At 53.0% G+C, this 18463-nt stretch carries 14 protein-coding genes; 2 read left to right on the top strand and 12 right to left on the bottom strand.

Annotated features, from left to right (window positions below; translation table 11 throughout):
* Position 1: 1 nt before the first annotated feature.
* Positions 2-313, bottom strand: coding sequence for a metal-sensing transcriptional repressor (locus tag QZQ29_RS02095; RefSeq protein ID WP_296958995.1), 312 nt, complete (start codon positions 311-313; stop codon positions 2-4).
* 744 nt (positions 314-1057) lie between these two features.
* On the opposite strand from QZQ29_RS02095, the gene QZQ29_RS02090 reads away from it, so the two are divergent.
* Positions 1058-1891, top strand: a complete 834-nt coding sequence (locus QZQ29_RS02090) for a pyridoxamine kinase (protein WP_296958993.1) — start codon at positions 1058-1060, stop codon at positions 1889-1891.
* A gap of 45 nt (positions 1892-1936) precedes the next feature.
* Here the strand turns inward: QZQ29_RS02090 and surE are convergent, their stop codons facing one another.
* From surE to recG, 9 genes are all read right to left on the bottom strand, one after another.
* The gene (surE, locus tag QZQ29_RS02085) at positions 1937-2695 is read right to left on the bottom strand and encodes a 5'/3'-nucleotidase SurE (protein WP_296958991.1); all 759 of its coding nucleotides are present in this window, start codon (positions 2693-2695) and stop codon (positions 1937-1939) included.
* A gap of 143 nt (positions 2696-2838) precedes the next feature.
* Entirely contained in the window at positions 2839-5952 is a 3114-nt protein-coding gene (locus QZQ29_RS02080) for an efflux RND transporter permease subunit (RefSeq protein ID WP_296958989.1), read from the bottom strand.
* Positions 5949-7181: an efflux RND transporter periplasmic adaptor subunit gene (locus tag QZQ29_RS02075; protein WP_296958987.1), complete on the bottom strand. Its 1233-nt coding sequence runs from the start codon at positions 7179-7181 to the stop codon at positions 5949-5951. The genes QZQ29_RS02080 and QZQ29_RS02075 overlap by 4 nt, the downstream gene beginning before the upstream one ends.
* Positions 7182-7909: 728 nt before the next feature.
* A complete protein-coding gene (locus QZQ29_RS02070; RefSeq protein ID WP_296959013.1) occupies positions 7910-9169 on the bottom strand; it encodes a glycosyltransferase family 2 protein in 1260 nt (419 codons plus the stop codon).
* On the bottom strand, positions 9169-9897 hold the full coding sequence (pssA, locus tag QZQ29_RS02065) for a CDP-diacylglycerol--serine O-phosphatidyltransferase (RefSeq protein WP_296958985.1): 729 nt from the start codon (positions 9895-9897) through the stop codon (positions 9169-9171). The genes QZQ29_RS02070 and pssA overlap by 1 nt, the downstream gene beginning before the upstream one ends.
* Positions 9898-10545: a phosphatidylserine decarboxylase gene (locus QZQ29_RS02060; protein WP_296958983.1), complete on the bottom strand. Its 648-nt coding sequence runs from the start codon at positions 10543-10545 to the stop codon at positions 9898-9900.
* The gene (locus QZQ29_RS02055) at positions 10545-11294 is read right to left on the bottom strand and encodes a WecB/TagA/CpsF family glycosyltransferase (RefSeq protein WP_296958981.1); all 750 of its coding nucleotides are present in this window, start codon (positions 11292-11294) and stop codon (positions 10545-10547) included. Before QZQ29_RS02055 ends, QZQ29_RS02060 begins: the two co-directional genes overlap by 1 nt.
* Positions 11291-12748 (bottom strand): IMP dehydrogenase, encoded by a 1458-nt coding sequence (gene guaB / locus QZQ29_RS02050; RefSeq protein ID WP_296959011.1) that lies wholly within the window; start codon positions 12746-12748, stop codon positions 11291-11293. The genes QZQ29_RS02055 and guaB overlap by 4 nt, the downstream gene beginning before the upstream one ends.
* Positions 12749-12887: 139 nt before the next feature.
* Complete coding sequence (recG, locus tag QZQ29_RS02045; protein ID WP_296958979.1) at positions 12888-14936, bottom strand: ATP-dependent DNA helicase RecG; 2049 nt, start codon at positions 14934-14936, stop codon at positions 12888-12890.
* A gap of 172 nt (positions 14937-15108) precedes the next feature.
* On the opposite strand from recG, the gene rpmB reads away from it, so the two are divergent.
* Positions 15109-15300 carry a 50S ribosomal protein L28 gene (gene rpmB / locus QZQ29_RS02040; RefSeq protein WP_008858613.1) on the top strand — a complete coding sequence of 64 codons (192 nt, stop codon included), beginning with the start codon at positions 15109-15111 and terminating at the stop codon, positions 15298-15300.
* Positions 15301-15572: 272 nt separating this feature from the next.
* Here the strand turns inward: rpmB and QZQ29_RS02035 are convergent, their stop codons facing one another.
* The gene (locus QZQ29_RS02035; RefSeq protein ID WP_296958976.1) at positions 15573-16994 is read right to left on the bottom strand and encodes a hypothetical protein; all 1422 of its coding nucleotides are present in this window, start codon (positions 16992-16994) and stop codon (positions 15573-15575) included.
* A gap of 737 nt (positions 16995-17731) precedes the next feature.
* Complete coding sequence (locus QZQ29_RS02030) at positions 17732-18457, bottom strand: SDR family oxidoreductase (protein ID WP_296958973.1); 726 nt, start codon at positions 18455-18457, stop codon at positions 17732-17734.
* Between the last annotated feature and the right edge of the window lie 6 nt (positions 18458-18463).

The following is an 18463-nucleotide window of genomic DNA, read 5'->3' as shown; positions in this document are numbered from 1 at the left end:
TTTATTTCATCACCTTCTGCAGCATACTGCAGAGCTCGTCCACCTTGTCTTCCTTTCCTTCCCGGATGTCTTCGGTGACACAGCCCCGGATATGGGCAGCAAGGAGGATCTTGTTGAAACTGTTCAGCGCATTGGTAACGGCAGACACCTGCATCACAATGTCAGGACAGTAGGCGTCGTTTTCCACCATTTTTTCAATGCCTCGAATCTGCCCCTCCACCGTTTTCAGCCGGGTGAGAAGGACCTTCCTTTCTCGGTCCGTCCGAAGGGTATGTCGGCATTCGCAGCTTTCCTGTTCTTTTTCTTCGCTCATCATGACCTCGCTTATTGAGAACTCTTATCTTTTATCTGTAACGGCTATAATACTACACCCCCCTGGGGTCCCCTGTCAAGGGGATCATGGCCGCTTCGCGGCCGGGTTCAGAAGGTTCAAAAGGTTCTTAAGGTTCAAAGGGTTGTTGTATCGCCTACGGCGATGAGTATGAAGTCAGCGTTACGGGACTTCCTGACGGACTCTGCGCGCATTCTGCATAGAATGTGCGAGTCGGCCAAAGTTGGCCCTTAACCTGCCCATTAAAGGGCCTTTCTTTTAGTTGGCCCACCAACCATTCTGAACGCCGGCGAAGAATCTCGGTACCTGCCGTAATTGAAAACCATGGTTATTCATGCCGGGTTCCGGTACTTCACTTCTTTCCTGGTATTTAACGGCATTTCACTCATATGCAATTCTTACCGAGATCCTTCGCTTCGCTCAGGATGACGGTGGCAGGCGGGAAGGCTGACAGCGATAAGCGAACAGCGATAAGCGAACAGCGATAAGCGGAAAGCGGATAGCGGATAGCGGACAGCGGATAGCCGACAGCCGACAGCGGATAGCGGATAGCCGACAGTCGACAGCGGATAGCGAACAGCAGATAGCGGACAGCCGACAGCCGCCTCCTGGTCATATCTTTTATTCATAAATTGGCAATTTACGCAGTACCAGCGGCGGAGTAGAATAAGTTTATTACAGGAAAACTGATATGCAGTCAATTTCCCATCATAGAGGAGGATTCCTATGTCTACTAAACGTGTTCTCGCTATTCATGATTTATGTGCCTTTGGGCGCTGCTCTCTCACTGCGGCGCTGCCGGTGATTTCTGCCATGGGTTTCCAGGTGAACCCCTTCCCCACCGCTATTTTCAGCAATAATCTCACCTACGGTGATTTCACTTTTTCCGATTTCACGCCTCATATGAAGGAATTCATGGACAAATGGCAGAAGCTGGGATTTTCCTATGACGCCATTTACAGCGGTTTTCTGGCAGATGCCGGGCAGATTGGTATCGTCCTTGACGCCATTTCCCGTTTTGCAAAAAAGGATACGCTGGTGGTGGTGGACCCGGCCATGGCGGATGATGGAAAGCTCTATCCCGTTTTCAAACCGGACATTGTGACGGAAATGAAGAAACTCATCGGCGCCGCCACGGTGGTAACGCCGAACTACACGGAGGCCTGCCTTTTGACGGACCGTCCCTATGACGACAAGCCGGTTACCACCGATGCCCTTCTTTCTATCGCCCATGACCTGACCGCCAAAGGGCCCAAGCAGGTGGTGATTACCAGCGTGCCGTCGGATAAGGGCACCATCCGCATTGCCTGCTTCGATGCCAATGAGGGCACCTACACCGATTACAAGGTGCAGCGCATTCCCTTTGCCACCTGCGGCACCGGCGATCTTTTCACCAGTGTGGTGACGGGCTCCCTCCTTCAGGGGAAGAGTTTGGCCGACGCCGTAAAGAAAGCGGCATCCTTCCTTTCCTACGCCATTGAATACACCTATGACCAGGGCAGTGATTACCGGGAAGGGGTGCAGGTGGAACCGTGCCTGCCAAAGCTTTGGGAAGAGTGATCAATTCAATAAAAAAACAGCCTGAGGGCTGTTTTTTTATTGGTTCTATTTTATGGAATTCTTTACCTTTTTCAAAGCGTCCCAGTCTGTCATATTCCAGGTAAGCGGCGTCAATGTAGGATAGCCGCGGTGAATCCAGAAAACGTCGGTGTCCGGCGCTGCGTCGGGAAGCATTTTGCCGGAAAGCCAGAAGCCCAGGTGTCCCGAGGGGTCCTTCATTTCACGAATGGCATTTTCATAGCGCTGCACGCCCAGCTTTGCCACTTTCAGATTTTCAAAGGAAAGTTCTTTCCCCTCTTTAGGCATGTTCAGGCTTAAGGTGCCTTTGTATTTTTCATCTACGAAATATTTCTTCACGATTTCATAGGCAAAGGAGGATGCCTTTTCAAGGAAATCCTTATCCTTTATGGTTTCAGCAGAAATGGCAATGGACGGGATGCCGAACACCGCCCCTTCCAGGGCGCCGGCCACGGTGCCGCTGTAAAGGCAGTCGGTGCCGCTGTTGTAGCCGTTGTTGATGCCCGACACCACCAGGTCCGGCATGTCGTTTCTAAGCCAGTGTTCCAGGGCCAGTTTGCAGCAGTCGGCGGTGGTGCCGTTGCAGGAGAGGACGGAAATATTTTCGCCGTAGCTTTCCTTGTGCCACATACGAAGATAGGTCTGCAGGGACAGGGAGGAGGAGCAGGAGCTTCTTCCCCGGTTGGGAGCAATCACGGTGACCCGGCCCAGGCGGGAGAGTTTCTTTGCCATTTCAATCAGTCCGGGAGATTCAAAGCCGTCATCGTTGGTCATAAAAATGTGCATAGTTCACCTGATTTCTAAAATATGGATTCTGATTCTTTTATTATACTATATAAATAGAAAAATTTCTATATAGATTTTGTAAAGTCTGCTTTTTTAGGAAATAGAAAATCCCGGGGAGTGCATTTCCCGGGATTTTTGATTTTCTATTTCCCTGCCTCTTTCCGTTTCAGGAAATGAAGGAGGGAGTGATTTTCAAAGAAGAGGAAAATCATGGGCATCACAAGGAGGGTAAAGATGGTGGAGGTCAGAAGGCCGCCGATAATCACCCAGGCCATGGAGCTTCTGGTTTCGGATCCCGCTGTCACTGCCAGGGCCGTAGGTATCATGCCCACAATCATGGTGAAGGTGGTCATGAGGATAGGACGGAGCCTTGTTTTGCCTGCTTCGATGACGGCGTCCTTTGGATTCATGCCCTTTGTATGCATGAGGGTCAGGGTATAGTCCAGAAGGAGGGTGCCGTTCTTGGCCACCACGCCGTCCATGACGATGATACCGATCATGGAGTAAATATTCAGGGAATCGTTCATGAGGAAGAGGAAGAAAAGGGAGCCGATGAGGCCGAAGGGCAGGGAGAACATGCGGATGAAGGATGTCTTGGCGGACTCATAGAGTACGGAAAGGACCATGTACACCAGCACCATGCCCATGAGGAGGGCCGCCAGCAGTTCCGTGAAGCTCTGGTTCATGCTGTCCGCCTGTCCGGAGAAGCGGAAGCTCACGGACTTGGGCAGACCGGCGTTATTGAGGCCATTGGTCACTTCGCTGATGACCTGGCTTAAGGGCCGGCTGCCGGGATTGGCGCCGATGATGATGGACCGCTGCTTGTCGGTGCGGTTGATGGTAATGGGTCCTTCTTCATCCTTAATCTGCGCCACGTCGGATATATGGACAATGCCCTTTGATGTTTCAATGGGAATCACTGCCAGGTCCGACTTTTTATAGGATTCGCCGCCGTTGAAATAGACATTGATATCCGTATCGTTGCCGCTGTTCTTCACGTCGTTGGGAAGGACGCCGCCTCCGCTGCCGCTGATGGCAGAAGACAGGGTGTCGTAGAGGCTTCCGACAGTAACGCCGTAGTATTTCAGCTTTTCCCGATCCGGAATGATGGAAAGCTCCGGCAGCCCTTCCTGGTAGGTGGAGCTGATATCGGTGACGCCGTAATTTCCATTCTTCAGCATATCCTGTGCCATTTCAGAGGCCTGAATCAGATCCTGCATGTTATTGCCCCGGAGTTCCAGACGGAAGGCGCCGCCGCCCTGGCCCAGACCGCCGCCGGAAGTGCCGGACACGGAGGCCTGGTCTTCCTTGATTCTTACATCGCCGTCCTGGATGTTTTTGGAAATCCAGTTTCTCATTTCATCGGTGATTTCCCATATGGAGCGGTTCCGGTCCTGCCTGTCTTCCAGGGAAACCCGGATACGGCCGGAATTGACGCCGTTCCCACCTCCCACCATGGCCATGTAGTACTTGGCCTCCGGCACCTGGGAGAGATACTCCTCCAGCTTGGTGATGACGGCGTCGGTACGCTCGATGCTGGCGTCGGTGGGAAGCTTGATCTGCACGTTGAAGCCGCTTTCATCGGTGCGGGGCATGTACTCCCTGCCGATAATGCCCAGGGGCACCATGGCGGTAAAGATGATAAGGGACAGGGCCACACCGGCAAAAAGCTTTTTCTTATGGAAGAAGCTCCAGTGGAGGGCTTCGGCATAGAAATCCTGGATGCTGTTTTCTATGCGATCCATGGTGCGCCAGAGCTTCGTATCCGGTACCTTGAGACCTTCCCGGAAGAAGCGGGACGCCAGCATGGGGGTCAAAGTGAAGGAAATGAAAAGGGAAAAGAGGGACGCAAAAACGATGGTGAGGCCGAACTGCCGGAAGAACTGCCCGGTCATGCTGGTCATGAAGGCAATAGGCAGGTACACCACCACGTCGCAGATGGTAATGGCAATGGCTGCCATACCGATTTCCATACGTCCGTTCACCGCCGCCTCTTCCGGGCTCTCCCCCTTCGCCAGATGGCGGTGGATATTTTCCAGAACCACGATGGAATCATCCACCAGAATGCCTATACATAGGGTCATGCCCATGAGGGACATCATGTTGAATGTAAATCCCGCCATATACATGGCAAAGAAGGAGGCAATGAGGGAGGTCGGAATGGCAATCATCACAGCCGCTGCGGAGCGCCAGCCCCTAAGGAAGAGGAACAGCACCAGGCCGGTGGTGAAAAGGCCTTCCACCAGGGTGCCCAGGGTGTTATGCAGGGCGGTCCTTACGTAGGCGGCGGAATCGTTGACCACGATGAACTGATAGTCCGGATATTCCTGCCGCAGCTGGTCCAGCACCGTCATAACGGCGTCGGACGTGGAAACCAGGTTGGCGTCGCTGTTTTTGTAAATGGATATGCCCACGGCGTCCTGGCCGTTAATCCGGGCATAGCGGGACACCTTCTTATCCTGCCGCACCACATCCCCCAGGGCGGTGATGGGAATGGATTCCTCGCTTCCTGCGGTGAGGTGGATTTTCTTGATGTCATCCACCGAGTGGTACTGGGCACTCAGGCGAATCTGGGTCTGCCGCCGGTCGGTGTAGGAGGAGCCGGAGGGGGCCAGCTTATTTTCCCTTTTCAGGGCGTTGATAACATCATTCATGGAAATGCCGTAGTACGCCAGCCGGTCCCGGTCTATTTTGACCGCAATTTCCGGGTCCCTGCCGCCGGAAAGCTCCACATCCGACACGCCGTCGGCCTTGGTGAAATCATTGGTCAAGGTGTTCTGGGCCAGGGAATACATTTCATCCAAAGGATGCGGCGAAACCAGGGCCAGGTCAAGGATGGGGGCCGCGTCCATATCCCTCTTTTCCACCACCGGATCATCCGCATCGTCAGGAAGGCTTTTCCTGATGGCATTCACCTTCTGGGAAGCATCCACGGCTGCCGCATCCACGTCGGCGTCGAAATTAAGCTCCAGGGTCACCTGGGATTTCCCGGTTTTTGACTTGGACGTAATATGCTTCACATTGGAAACAGAAGAAAGGGCATCTTCCACGGGCTTTGTAATCTGCTGCTCCACGGACTCCGCATCGGCGCCGCTGTAGGTCACGCTTACCACCACATAGGGCGTATTGATTTTCGGATACAGCTCCACACCGATGCGGTAGTAGCTGTAGAGCCCCAAAGTGACGAAGAAGAGGACGATCATGAGGATGCCCACCGGATGGGTGACGGAGTAGCGGGTCATGTTAAACCGATTCATGTCGTTTCCTCCACATCCACCGTCATGCCGTCCTTCAGCTTGGAAATATTCGTCACCGCCGCACTGTCTCCTTCGGAAATGCCGGAGAGAATTTCAACGAAATCATCATTGTAGAGGCCTGTGGTGACCTCCACCTTTTTCACTTTGCGGCTGCTGTCAATGAGGAAGGCCCACTTTTTGCCATTATTTTCCAATACCGCTTCCTTGGGCACAAAGATGGCATTCTTTCTTTCCAGCGCCATCACTTCACTTCGGCCGAACATGCCGCCGCGAAGATTCTTTTCACCGCCGTCCAGCAGGATGCGGACCTTGTAGGAATGGGTGGCAGCGTCCAGGGCCGGGCTCACATAAATCAGCTTTCCCTTTACTTTGTCCCCCAAAGAGTCGATGGAAATATCCAAATCCATGCCTTCTCTCAGAACCCCCACATCCTGCTCTGCCACGGCGCAGTCAAGGTAGAGGGAACTGTTGTCCACAATGGTTAAGAGCTTCTGTCCCGCCGATGCCCATTCGCCTGCCTCCGCATCCCGATAGCCGATGGTGCCGGACACCGGAGCATACATGGTCATATCCGCCTTCTGGCTTTCCAGGGAATCCACGGTATACGCCGCCTTGGCCGCTGCGGCCTCCTTGCTGGCAATCACCGCCGGCACGCCGCCTACGTCCTGTCCGGTGAGGCTTTGAAGGGCAGCTCTGGCTTCCATCATGGTCTGGTACTTGTCATCCCTTTCCTGCCGTGAAACGGCGCCCTGCTGGAAAAGGGTGTCATACCTGTTAAAAGTGGCAAGAGCATTGTCATAGTCGCTTTGTGCCTTCAGGGTGCCTGCATCATAGGAAGCCCTGCTTTCCACAGCATCGGCGGAAGCCTCATCGCTGCCGGCCCGGTTCTGGGCGATGGACAAAGTTATGTCCTTCGTATCCAGGGAAATCAGGATATCCCCCTTCGTCACTTTATCCCCCAAATCCACATACACCTTGTCCAGCCGCCCTGCGTACTTGGGAGAAATATCCACGGACTCCTTCGGCACCGTCTCTCCGGACAGCACCACCCGCTTCATCATATCCTTTCTCTCCATTTTCTCCACCTTCACCAGGGGATGGGCGGATACTTTGCCTGCACTGCTCTGGCTTCGATGGGTATAGGCATAAATACCGGCCAGCATCAGTATAAGGATGAAAATCCAAAGCAGGGTCTTTGCTCTTTTTGAATGAAATATCGGAAGCTGCATAAAAACCTCCCCGGTCATATATGTTTCCGGAAAAGGAATGCGTCATTCAGACTGTTTTAATTTCACAGAATGAAATCAGCCCTTTCCTGATAATCTGCTTCCTTAATTATACACGGCCCCATGGAGTTATCCATAGATAACTACCATGGTTTATGTTTCCTTTAATTCTGTTTACCTTTTCTAGGGAAGCGCTGATTAAATCGTTATCGAATTTCATTCTTGTATTTTTATTCAATACAAGGAATCAGTCGACGCGAATAGCGAGCTATTTAAGGAGACTGATGACGCAGTATTGGATAAAAATACATATGAAATTCGATTCTGCGAATTAATCAGTGCTTCCCTAAAAATAAAGATTCCACACAAAAAAGCTGTGGAGAAATATAAACCATTTCTTCACAGCCCTGTTTTATAAATTCCGTATCCTTTGGAGGATTAGGAAATGACGATATGCTGCCTGCCATTATGGTTGGCAGACGTTTTCTGTACTATTGAGGAAGGAGATTTCAAGTCTCCGCTTTGCTCTCCTCGAAATGACAGCAGAGCGTCTGACGTCTTTTTGTCTGATAGTCTCGGGTCTCCCGCTTATCGGTATTTACCGCCAGTGTCTCCACCTTCGTCATGTACCGGGATTCTTCGCTGCACCCAGAATGACGGTGAAAGGCGGGAGATCGATGTCTGACGTCTTTTTGTCAGACAATCAGATAATCATTTCTCCGCAGCCCTTCTCACTGGTCGATTTCTTTCTTTCTGGTCAGCTTGGCCTGTTCAAAATGCATGCTTCTGGTGTGGATGGTATGGACCCAGCCCTTTTTATGGCGGTCCTTCCAGCCCAAAATAGTGACGGGAATCCAGGAATACATGAAAACGGGGTAAATGAGCCAGTAGAGGTAAATCTTCAGGGGCACTTCGATCTGCAGCAGCACGATGAGGGGCACCACAGACTGGATGAAGCCCAGCACCGCCCAGAACTGGCGGGGCACCAATACATCGTTATAGAGGATCACCGTGAAGCAGGGATAGAACATATTGATATATGTCATCACCAGATAGAATGTGGAGAGAAGAAGGAAATAGTTCTGCAGAAGCTGCATGATGCCGTCAAGGATGACGATGCTGTGCCGTTTGATGCCTTCCTTGAAAAGGATGGGGATGTAGCGCTCGGAGCAGTCGAACTGGCCCTGGGCCCACCGCTTTCTCTGGCGGCAGGAGGCCATGAAGCCCAGAGGCTTTTCATCATAGATGATGGCGTCATGAACCCAGCAGGTACGGATACCGTGGGACAGACATTTCATGGAAAATTCCATGTCTTCCGTGAGGCAGTCGCAACCCCAGCCGTATTTCTTCACAATATCCGCCGCAATGCACATGCCCGTGCCGCCGAGGCAGGAGGACAGGCCCAGGTTGTACTTACCCAGATGCCACAGGTGGTTGATGGTCCAGAAGGCAATGGCAAAGGTGCCGGACACCCAGGTGTCCGTGGGGTTCTTGGCGGAAAGGTAGCCCTGCATGACCTTCTGCCCCTTCAGGAGACGGTTGTTCATGACCGCCAGAAAGTCCAGGTGCACCAGGTTATCGGAGTCGAAGACGCAGAAAGCGTCGTATCCTTTATTCAGGGCAAAAATCTTCGGAAATACCCAGTCCATGGCATAGCCCTTGCCCACCAGTTCCTTGTTGGTTCTTTCAAAGACGTAGGCACCGTGCTTACGGGCAATGTCTGCGGTGTGGTCGGTGCAGTTGTCCGCAATCACATACACATCGTAAAGCTCTTTGGGATATTTCAGCATTTTCAGGTTTTCCAGAAGATCCGCCAGCACCATTTCTTCATTATGGGCGGGAATGACCACGGCGAACCTGCTCTTTGGCGGTGCCAGATTTTTTTCTTTTCGATGCCACATGCCGCATACAGCAATGACCGTGTAGTAAATGGTAAAGAACGCCACGATCAGCTGCACGGGAATCATGATTATATCGAGTATGTAAGTCATCATTCTTTCCCTTCGCCGTCTCCGCCGGCAGTTCTCCTAGTTCTCCCTGCTTTCCGTTTTGCCTTTCTGCGGTTCAGGAAGGTATTCATCATGCCGAACATGATATAGCCGGCGCAGAGGGCAGCTGCCCATACGGGCCAGTAGAAAATGGTGCAGATGATAAAGAAAGCCAGGCAGATGAGGAGTGCCGGCAGATGGAGCTGGTCGGCGCTGGCGCCTTTATTGTCGGGATAGTGGATTTCACTGACCATAAGGAATGCCAGAAGCAGCACGCAGAGCACGGCCAGCCAGTTCCAGATTTTAATGCCGGAGAGCACATAGGCAGCCACAATGACGCCGGTGGTCGGGCAGGGCAGGCCTTCGAAATAGCCGTGCACGCTGGTGACCTTCACATTGAACCGGGCCAGGCGGAAGGCGCAGAAGGTGCCAAGGAGGGCACAGGGAATGAATCCCAGAGGTCCCAGTTCATGAAGCTGGTAGGCATACATGAGGGCGCCGGCGGCAATGCCAAAGGAAATATCATCGGAAAGGGAATCCAGTTCCACACCCATGGGGCCTGCGGTGTGCAAGGCACGGGCCACTCTTCCGTCAAGGGCATCCGCCACCATGGCAATGAGAATGAATACAGCCGCCGTTTTGAAATTGCCCTGAATGGACATCATAATCGACAGGCCGCCGAACAATGCATTTGTTGCTGTTACGGCATTTGCAATCCAAGATTTATTCACTTACTTCAGCCTCCCTACGACAGTCAGGCCGCCTTTGACCTTGTCGCCTTTTTTTACACAGATTTCGCAGTCACCGGGAATGTAGAGCTCCGTGCAGGAGCCGAATTTAATCATTCCGTACAGTTCCCCCTTTGTGAGCTTGTCCCCCAGATTCTTCCAGGAAACCACCCGCCTTGCCAGGATGCCTGCAATGAGGATGACCAGAATGGACCGGTTCTTTCCGGTAATACCGATGGCCCCCCGTTCATTCTCAAAGCCCACTCCTTCCTTATAGGCAGGAAGGAAACGGCCCTGGGTGTAGGACTGGTACTTGATTTCTCCCGCCATGGGGCTGCGGTTGCAGTGCACATCAAAAATGGAGAGGAAAATGGTTATCTTGTGACACTTCTCACCAAGAAAAGTATCTTCCTCCACATCATGGGATACATCCACCACCGTGCCGTCCGCCGGTGATACCAGGATATCGTCGCCGGGGACAATCTTATTGTTTCTGGGCGGGCATCGGAAGAAATAGGTAAAATACAGACAAAGTACGAACGGTATCACTGCCAGGTAATACCATTTCAAATAACACAGTACAGCTCCGAGAAGGAAAGTCACCGCCATGAAGGGATAGCCTTCCTGTAATATGATAGGTTTTTTCAGCATCACTTACTCCCGCGTTCTTTTTTCCATTTCTTGACGGCCCGCATAAACTTAGGCAGGGCCATCATGCGCCCGATGCGGCTGGGCTGCAGGTACAGGCGGTACGCCCATTCCAGACGATTTCTCTGCATCCAGAGAGGCGCCCTCTTCAGGTTGCCGCTCATCACGTCAAATACGCCGCCGATTCCCATGGAAAGAACGCCCAGTTCCTCCTTGTGAGCAGAGAGCCACTTTTCCTGCTTTGGCACGCCAAGGCCGGCAAAAAGGAGCTTTGCCCCGCTTTTTCTTATATCTTCGATAATCTTCTTTTCTTCTTCTTCATTGAAATAGCCGTCATGGCAGCCTACCAGGGAGAAACTCCCGTGGTCTTCCATGAATTTTTTTGCTGCCTTCGCCGCAACCCCCGGATTTCCACCGAGGAAATAGACCGGCCAGTTCATGACAGACGCCTTTTTCAGAAGCTCCGTGGTCAGGTCCGCTCCGGTCACCCTTTCCGGGAAAGGGGTCCCCAGCTTTTCCCCGGCCCAAAGCACGCCGGCGCCGTCCGGCACCACCAGGTCCGCTTCATTCAGTATGCGGGAGAGCTCCCGGTCCTTCTGGGCTATCATAATCATTTCCGCATTGGCCGTGGCAATCATGGAGGGCTTTCCCTCCATAATCTGCTTTTCCGCAAAGGCCACTGCTTCTTCCATGGTCACCGCATGAATGCGGATATCCATGACTACATGGGATGTCAACGTTTTATCCTTCATTTCGTACTGTAATTCGGTGCTTCCTTCGTAATGCTTACATCGTGGGGATGGCTTTCGCGAAGGCCTGCGCCGGTAATCTCAATAAACTGGGTTTCCTCATTCATGGCCTTGATATCCGGCGTGCCGCAGTAGCCCATGGACGCACGGAGACCGCCGATGAGCTGGAAAAGCACATCGGACACATGGCCCTTATATGGAATCTGACCTTCAATGCCTTCAGGCACCAGCTTTTTCGCATTCTGCTGGAAATAGCGGTCCTTGCTCCCGGCCTGCATGGCTCCCAGGGAACCCATACCGCGGTAGGCCTTGTACTTCTTGCCCTGGTAAATGATGGTTTCTCCCGGGCTTTCGTCGGTGCCTGCCAGGAGGTTCCCCAGCATGACAGAAGACGCTCCGGCGCCAAGGGCCTTGGCAATGTCCCCGGAATACTGGATGCCGCCATCGGCAATGATGGGCACCCCTGTACCTTCAGCGGCCCTTGCGCAGTCATAGACTGCCGTAATCTGGGGCACGCCGATACCGGCCACCACGCGGGTGGTGCAGATGGAGCCCGGTCCGATGCCTACCTTCACCGCGTCTACGCCGGCTTCGATTAATGCCTTCGTGGCTTCATAGGTGGCCACGTTGCCTGCAATGAGTTCCAGATGGGGGAAATCTTTGCGGAGGCGGCGGATGGTCTCAAGCACCCCTTCGCTGTGGCCATGGGCGGTGTCGATGACAAGTACATCCGCCTTGGCAGAGAGGAGTGCTTCCACCCTTTCTTCCACATCCGGAGTAACGCCGATGGCAGCGGCGCACAGAAGACGGCCGTCCTCATCTTTCACTGCGTTGGGATATTTCTTCATCTTTTCGATATCCCTGATGGTGATGAGCCCCTTCAGGTATCCGTCCTTGTCCACCAGCGGCAGCTTTTCAATGCGGTGGGCCTTCAGGATTTCCTTGGCTTCATCAATGGTTGTATTTTCCGGTGCCGTCACCAGACCCTCGGAGGTCATGATGTCGCTGATGGGACGGGAAAGGTCCGTCTCAAAGCGCATATCCCTGTTGGTGATGATGCCCACCAGCTTTCCCTCTTCCGTAATGGGAACGCCGGAAATATGGTATTTATTCATGAGCTCATCCGCATCGGCCAGGGTGTTGTCCGGAGCCAGATAAATGGGGTCCACAATGACGCCGTGCTCAGACCGCTTCACCAGCTTCACTTCCCGGGACTGCTCGTCAATGCTCATATTTTTATGGATAACGCCAATGCCCCCTTCCCGGGCCATGGCAATGGCCATTTCCGCTTCCGTCACCGTATCCATGCCGGCACTCATGATTGGAATATTCAGCCGGATATGTCTTGTGAGGTTCGTGCTCACGTCAACGTCCCTTGGAAGAACGGTGGAATGGGCAGGAATCAGGAGCACATCATCAAAGGTAAGCCCTCTCTTGCCAAACTTGTCTGCTCTCATCATAGCCTCCATTTCTTGAAATCAGATTTCCTCTTTCACTCTTTGGGTATATGATTTTGAATCCATTAATTTAATCATTATACCATAAACAAAAGGTACAGGAAAACAGGAATTGCAAATGGAAAAAGCTTTCCCCTCTTTATCCCTTTTCATCCTCATAAAGCCGCTTGAAGAAGGCGCCGCCGAAACGGTGGGACAGCTCATCTTTGAAATCGGCGCCGCCGTCCACCGCCCGCTTTGCTTCCTTCCTTGCTCTTTCCAGAAGGGGCAGGTCCCTTACGATATCCGCCGCCTTCAGGTCCGGCATGCCGTGCTGGTGGTAGCCGAAAAATTCACCGGAACCCCGAAGGAGGAGATCCTTTTCGGAAAGGAGGAAACCATCCTCTATTTCGCACATGAGCTTCATACGGAGCTCCGTCACTTCATTATGATTATCGGAATAAAGAATGCAGTAGGACTGGGCCCTTCCCCTTCCTACCCGCCCCCGCAGCTGGTGGAGCTGGGAGAGGCCGAAACGGTCCGCCCCGTAAACAAACATGATGGTGGCGTTGGGCACATTCACCCCCACTTCGATGACAGAGGTGGCCACCAGGAGATTGATTTTCCCGTCATGGAAATCGGCCATGACCTCGTCCTTTTCTGCATTCTTCATGCGTCCGTGCACCAGGCCCACATGGAACATGGGAAATACCTTTTCCTTCAGCTCTTCATACACCGCCACAGCAGAAGCCAGGTCCTGCTTCTCGCTCTTTTCCACCAGCGGGCACACCACATACACCTGATGGCCGGCGGTCATTTCCCTTCCCATGAAATTGAACACCCGCTGCAGCATGGCACTTCCGATGGCATAGGTCTTCACCGGATGCCTTCCCGGCGGCATGCCGCGGATGGAGGACACGTCCAGATCCCCATAAATGGAAAGGGCCATGGTCCTTGGAATAGGCGTGGCTGTCATGACAAGGATATGGGGATAGCCCCCCTTCGTTTCCAGCGCCTTCCTCTGCTTTACGCCGAAACGGTGCTGCTCGTCCGTAATCACCAGTCCCAGATGGGCAAAGACCACATCCTCCTCAATCAAGGCGTGAGTGCCGATGAGCACATGGATGGAGCCGTCTTTCAAGCCCTTCAGGATTTCATTTCTTTCCTTTGTCTTCGTCTGCCCCGACAAATAGGCCACATGGATGGGAAGGCCCTTATAAAACTCCTGAAACGTCCGGTAATGCTGTCCTGCCAGCACCTCCGTCGGCGCCATCAAGGCTCCCTGGTATCCGTTCTCCACGATTTTCGCCAGCGCCAGCGCCGCCACCGCCGTCTTGCCGCTGCCCACGTCCCCCTGGATGAGACGCTGCATAGGGACAAGTCCTTCCATATCATCCTCAATGTCGGCAAAGGCCTGCCGCTGCCCTTCGGTCAGGTGGAAGGGAAAATTTTTAAGCACCGCCTGCACCAGTTTCCCGGAGGGAGCGCACTTGATGCTCATCACATGCTGCTCCCGCTTCTTCCGAAGGAGCAGGATGCCTGCCTGCATGAAGAAAAGCTCCTCAAACGCCGTGCGGCGGCGGGCTTCCTTCTGCTCCTCCCAGTTCTTCGGACTGTGCATGGCCCGGGCCGCCTCCAGACGCCCCATGAGATGCTCCCGCAGGAGCGTTTCCGGCGGCAGATTTTCCTCCATATCCTCCACATGGTCCAGGGCGAAGGAAATCATATCCCGCATCTTCCCGATGCGGATGCCCTCGGTCAAAGGATACACCGGCACCAGCTTCTGGAAAGAAGAGAGCTCATCGGGAGACACCACTTCGATTTCCGCATTGGAAATCTGCAGCTTTCCGTAGTTATATTCAATGCGGCCATAGGCCAGCACATAGGTATCCTTCCGGAAGGTGTCCACCTTCCAGGGCTGGTTGAAATACACCAGCGTCACCGCGCCGGTGCCGTCCACCAGGAGCACATTCAGTATGCTCATGCCCCGGCGCGGCGTCATCAGCCGCATATCCGCCACTTTGCCGTAAATGACCGCCTCGTCATCCGGCCGAAGTTCTTCCATCTTTGTGATTTTGGTCCAGTCCTGGTAACGGCGGGGATAGAAGGAAATGAGATCCTCCACCGTGGCTATGCCAAGCCGCGCCAGCTTTTCCTTCATACTGGGCCCTACGCCCTTGATATATTGTACGGAATCTGATAAATGCATGAAGAAGACCTTTCCGAATACAGTGCCCGAAAGGATTTCCTCTCCGGGCGGAAACTGGGATTCTCTGTTTATTATATTCCTGAAAATTGATTACGTAAAAGACTTGCTTAAAAAAAGCAAGTGTGATATATTATGAATGTTGCAATTGCGGAAGTGCAAGGAGGTGTAGCACATGGCTAACTATTGTGAAGTTTGCGGCAAGAAAACCGCTACGGGATTCAACGTATCCCATTCCCATCTGAAAACAAAGAGAACCTGGAAACCGAACATCCAGAGAGTTCGCGTACTGGTAGACGGACAGGTCAAGAGAATGAATGTCTGCACTCGTTGCCTTCGTTCTCATAAAGTAAACAGAGACATCTGATTTATTTGCATTTTCAGCCGGCCAAAGCCGGCTTTTTTGCATGGAATTTTTAAATTTCCTACACATAATATATATAATAGGTAAGGAAAAAGGAGCGGTGAAATCATAGATCCTGTGATTTCACCGCTCCTTTCCATTACTTTCCTTTCACCCAAGGATGATTGGACCGCCGGTGGCGTATCCGCCTTCTCCCCCAGGGAGAAATGACTCTTCTTTCCACGGGGCCCACCTGCTCCTTATGCAGCAGAGACAGGTCCCCTTTCACTTCCTGGTCATTCGCCTTTTGTTTTTTCGTCAGGGGAAGCAGCAGTTTCTTCAGCTTTTCCAGCACCTTCAACGCTTTTTCCATCCCTTTCTGCCGCCTCGGCCTGTTTCTGCCTGGCCCTTTCCTCAATCTTTGCCCGGTACTCTTCCGCAGTGCTCTTCACGCCTGCCTTCGCCTGGCTGGCGGCTTCCATGGCAGCATCCCGATACCGGCCTGCCGATTCCACCACCCTGTCGGAGATTTCCTGAGCCTTGGCCTGGGCCATTCCCGCCTGCTCCTGGGCCTGGATTTTCAGTTTGTTCGCCTGGATTTTCGCTTCCTGCATCTGTACCCGGGCCTGGGCCTTCAGCTTGTCGGATTTCAGCTTCATCTGCTGAGACTGGATTTCAGACTGCCGCTTCATTTCCTCCGTCTTCTTCTGAAGCTCACCCATCTGCTCCCGAGCCTGGGCCTTCATTTCGTCCGCCCGGCGGGCTGCATCCTTTCTGAACTCCCTGGACTTGATACGGGCAATGGCCTGCAGATCCCTGGCCGTTTTTTCCGCCGTTTCCTGGGCCACTTCAGAAGCGCCAAGGGCAGTGTACTTTGCCTTTTCAATCTGCTCATCAGTGACACCGGCCTTCTTCAGCGCATCCACCAGCTTATTTCCCAGAATCCCTGCAGACTCCGTGAGCTGGCGGGCCAGCTTGTCCACCGCTTCATGAGCCTTTTCCGGATACACATCGTTCCAGTTCTTCTTCAGCTCCGCCGTGAAATCCTTCTTCTCATCGCCCAGGGGTTCATCCTTCTTCGGATTTTCCTCCAGCTCCTTCACATCCTTTTCCCCTTCCGCCTTTTCTTCCTCAAAAACAGCGCGATAGGGCTTCGTATCATCGGGCATGCCATCCTTGATCCAGCGCTGGGCAGCCTTGCCGATGCCGTAGGTCACGGAAACGCCGATGGGAATCTGCATGAAGGAAATAGGAATCAGCGTGGCCAGGGTAGAACCTACCACCGTAGCCCCCAGGGAACCGATAAAGGACAGCACCGCCTTCTGGTTCAGCTCCACACCATAGACCGTGCCGATTTTGGAAATCATGTATACCTCATTAGCCACCAGTGCTGCGGTGCCCAGAAGAGGAGCCGCCACAATCACTCCGGCACGGCCGGCAGCCCAGCGAATCAGGCCCTCCGCTTCCTTGTCCCTGTCATCAATGATGTTAATTTCCATATCCGGCTCCGGAGAATCCACATGAACCTCCTCGGTCTCCTCGGAAGGAGCGGCCTGTACAGAAGCCTCTGCCTTTTCAGCCGGAAGACCGGCTTCTTCCTTCGGTACCGGAGGCTTAGCCGCTTCCATTTCCATCGGCGGCTTGGCCGTTTCTTTTACTTCAGGAGCTGCTTCGGGACGAACTGCCGGTGTCTTTTCCATAATCTTTTCTTCGCTCATAGAAACCTCCCTGCCCGGACCTCCGGGCCAGTCAATGATAACACTGCAAACACAGAGAATGGCTGATTCTATGCAGTACTATATTCAGACCATTTATACTTCTATTATACCTAAAACCTATCCAATGTACCAATAGGATTTATCATTTTGCAAAGGAATCGGATTTTATATTTAATCATCCAAGAAGAGCTTTCAGATTTTCTTTTGCAGACCTGCCATTGATACGCCTCCTTCCAGAGCCGGACTATCCATATAGAAACAGCACCGGCGAAGTCCTCTCAGAAATCCTGCAGGCGCCCATCCATGGAGCAGGAGGGAGGAGATGAAAAGGAGGCTGCTTCACTTCAGTGCACTGGAAAATGGAAAATAAAGAGCATAACGGCCAGGGGTTAAGGTTAAGGCAGGACGGACTGCCTGATGTGGTATGTTCTTTTCCATGCAAAAAGGCTTCACAGATGTTTGTGAGGCCTTTTTTTGAATATTCTGCATAGATGAAAGAAGTCTGAATAGAATAATCCCCGTCCTCCATAAAAGGGCGGGGATTTTTTATTGGGTGTGATGAACCGGCTGAATTGATTATGAAAAAGAGTTTCGGTGTTCCTCAGGGCTCCGCCCAGCTCATTTCTGAGAAAGGAGCTTAACGTTACGCACTTTCCTTCCCACCCCAACTGTTATTTTCTGAGCTGCAGAAGATGAATGGCTGCAGGAGGCGGGAATGTTCCTTTTTCTGAGCCCTCTTACCAGTCGGTGAGACCGCCGTCTACGGGGATGGCGGCGCCGGTGATGAAGGAGGCTTTGGGAGAGAGGAGGAAGGCGATGAGTTCTCCCACTTCTTCCGGGCGGCCGATGCGCATCAGGGGGTACCAGTCCCCCATTTCTTTACGGCTGCCGCCGTAGTCGTGAAGCTGTTTGTCCAGAAGGGGTGTGTCGATATCTCCGGGGCACACCACATTGGCCCGGATGTTTTCTACTGCCAGTTCCAGGGCCAGGGAGCGGATGAAGGAAACCAGGGCGCCCTTGGTGGCACCGTAGAGGCTGCACTGTACATTGCCCTGGAGGGCGGCGTCGGAGGCCACGGCCACGATGCTGCCTTCCGCTCCTCTCATGGCGGAGATGGTCTCTCTTGCCAGTTTCATGGCGCCGAAGACGTTGACGGAAAAGAAATGCTCTATTTCCTCGTCGGTGGTATTTTCCAGCAGTTTTTCTTCATAAATGCCGGCGGAGAGGACAAGGCCCGTGATTTTTCCAATGGATGAAGCCGCTTTCACCGCCCTTTGGCAGTCCTCTGTCACCGTCACGTCACAGGGAACGTAGAGGCTCCCTTTCACCTGGTCCTGGGCCTGCTGCCCCCGTTCTTCATTTCTTCCCAGAAGAACGGGACGGATGCCTTCTTCTGCAAGGATTTTAGCGGTGGCAAGGCCGATGCCTGAGGTGCCGCCGGAAATCAAAACTGTCTGTATCATGGAATT

The sequence above is a fragment of the uncultured Dialister sp. genome (assembly GCF_900538805.1).
Taxonomy (GTDB): domain Bacteria; phylum Bacillota; class Negativicutes; order Veillonellales; family Dialisteraceae; genus Dialister.
Note: the sequence above shows the minus strand (reverse complement) of the source record. Positions and strands in the feature narration are given on the sequence as shown.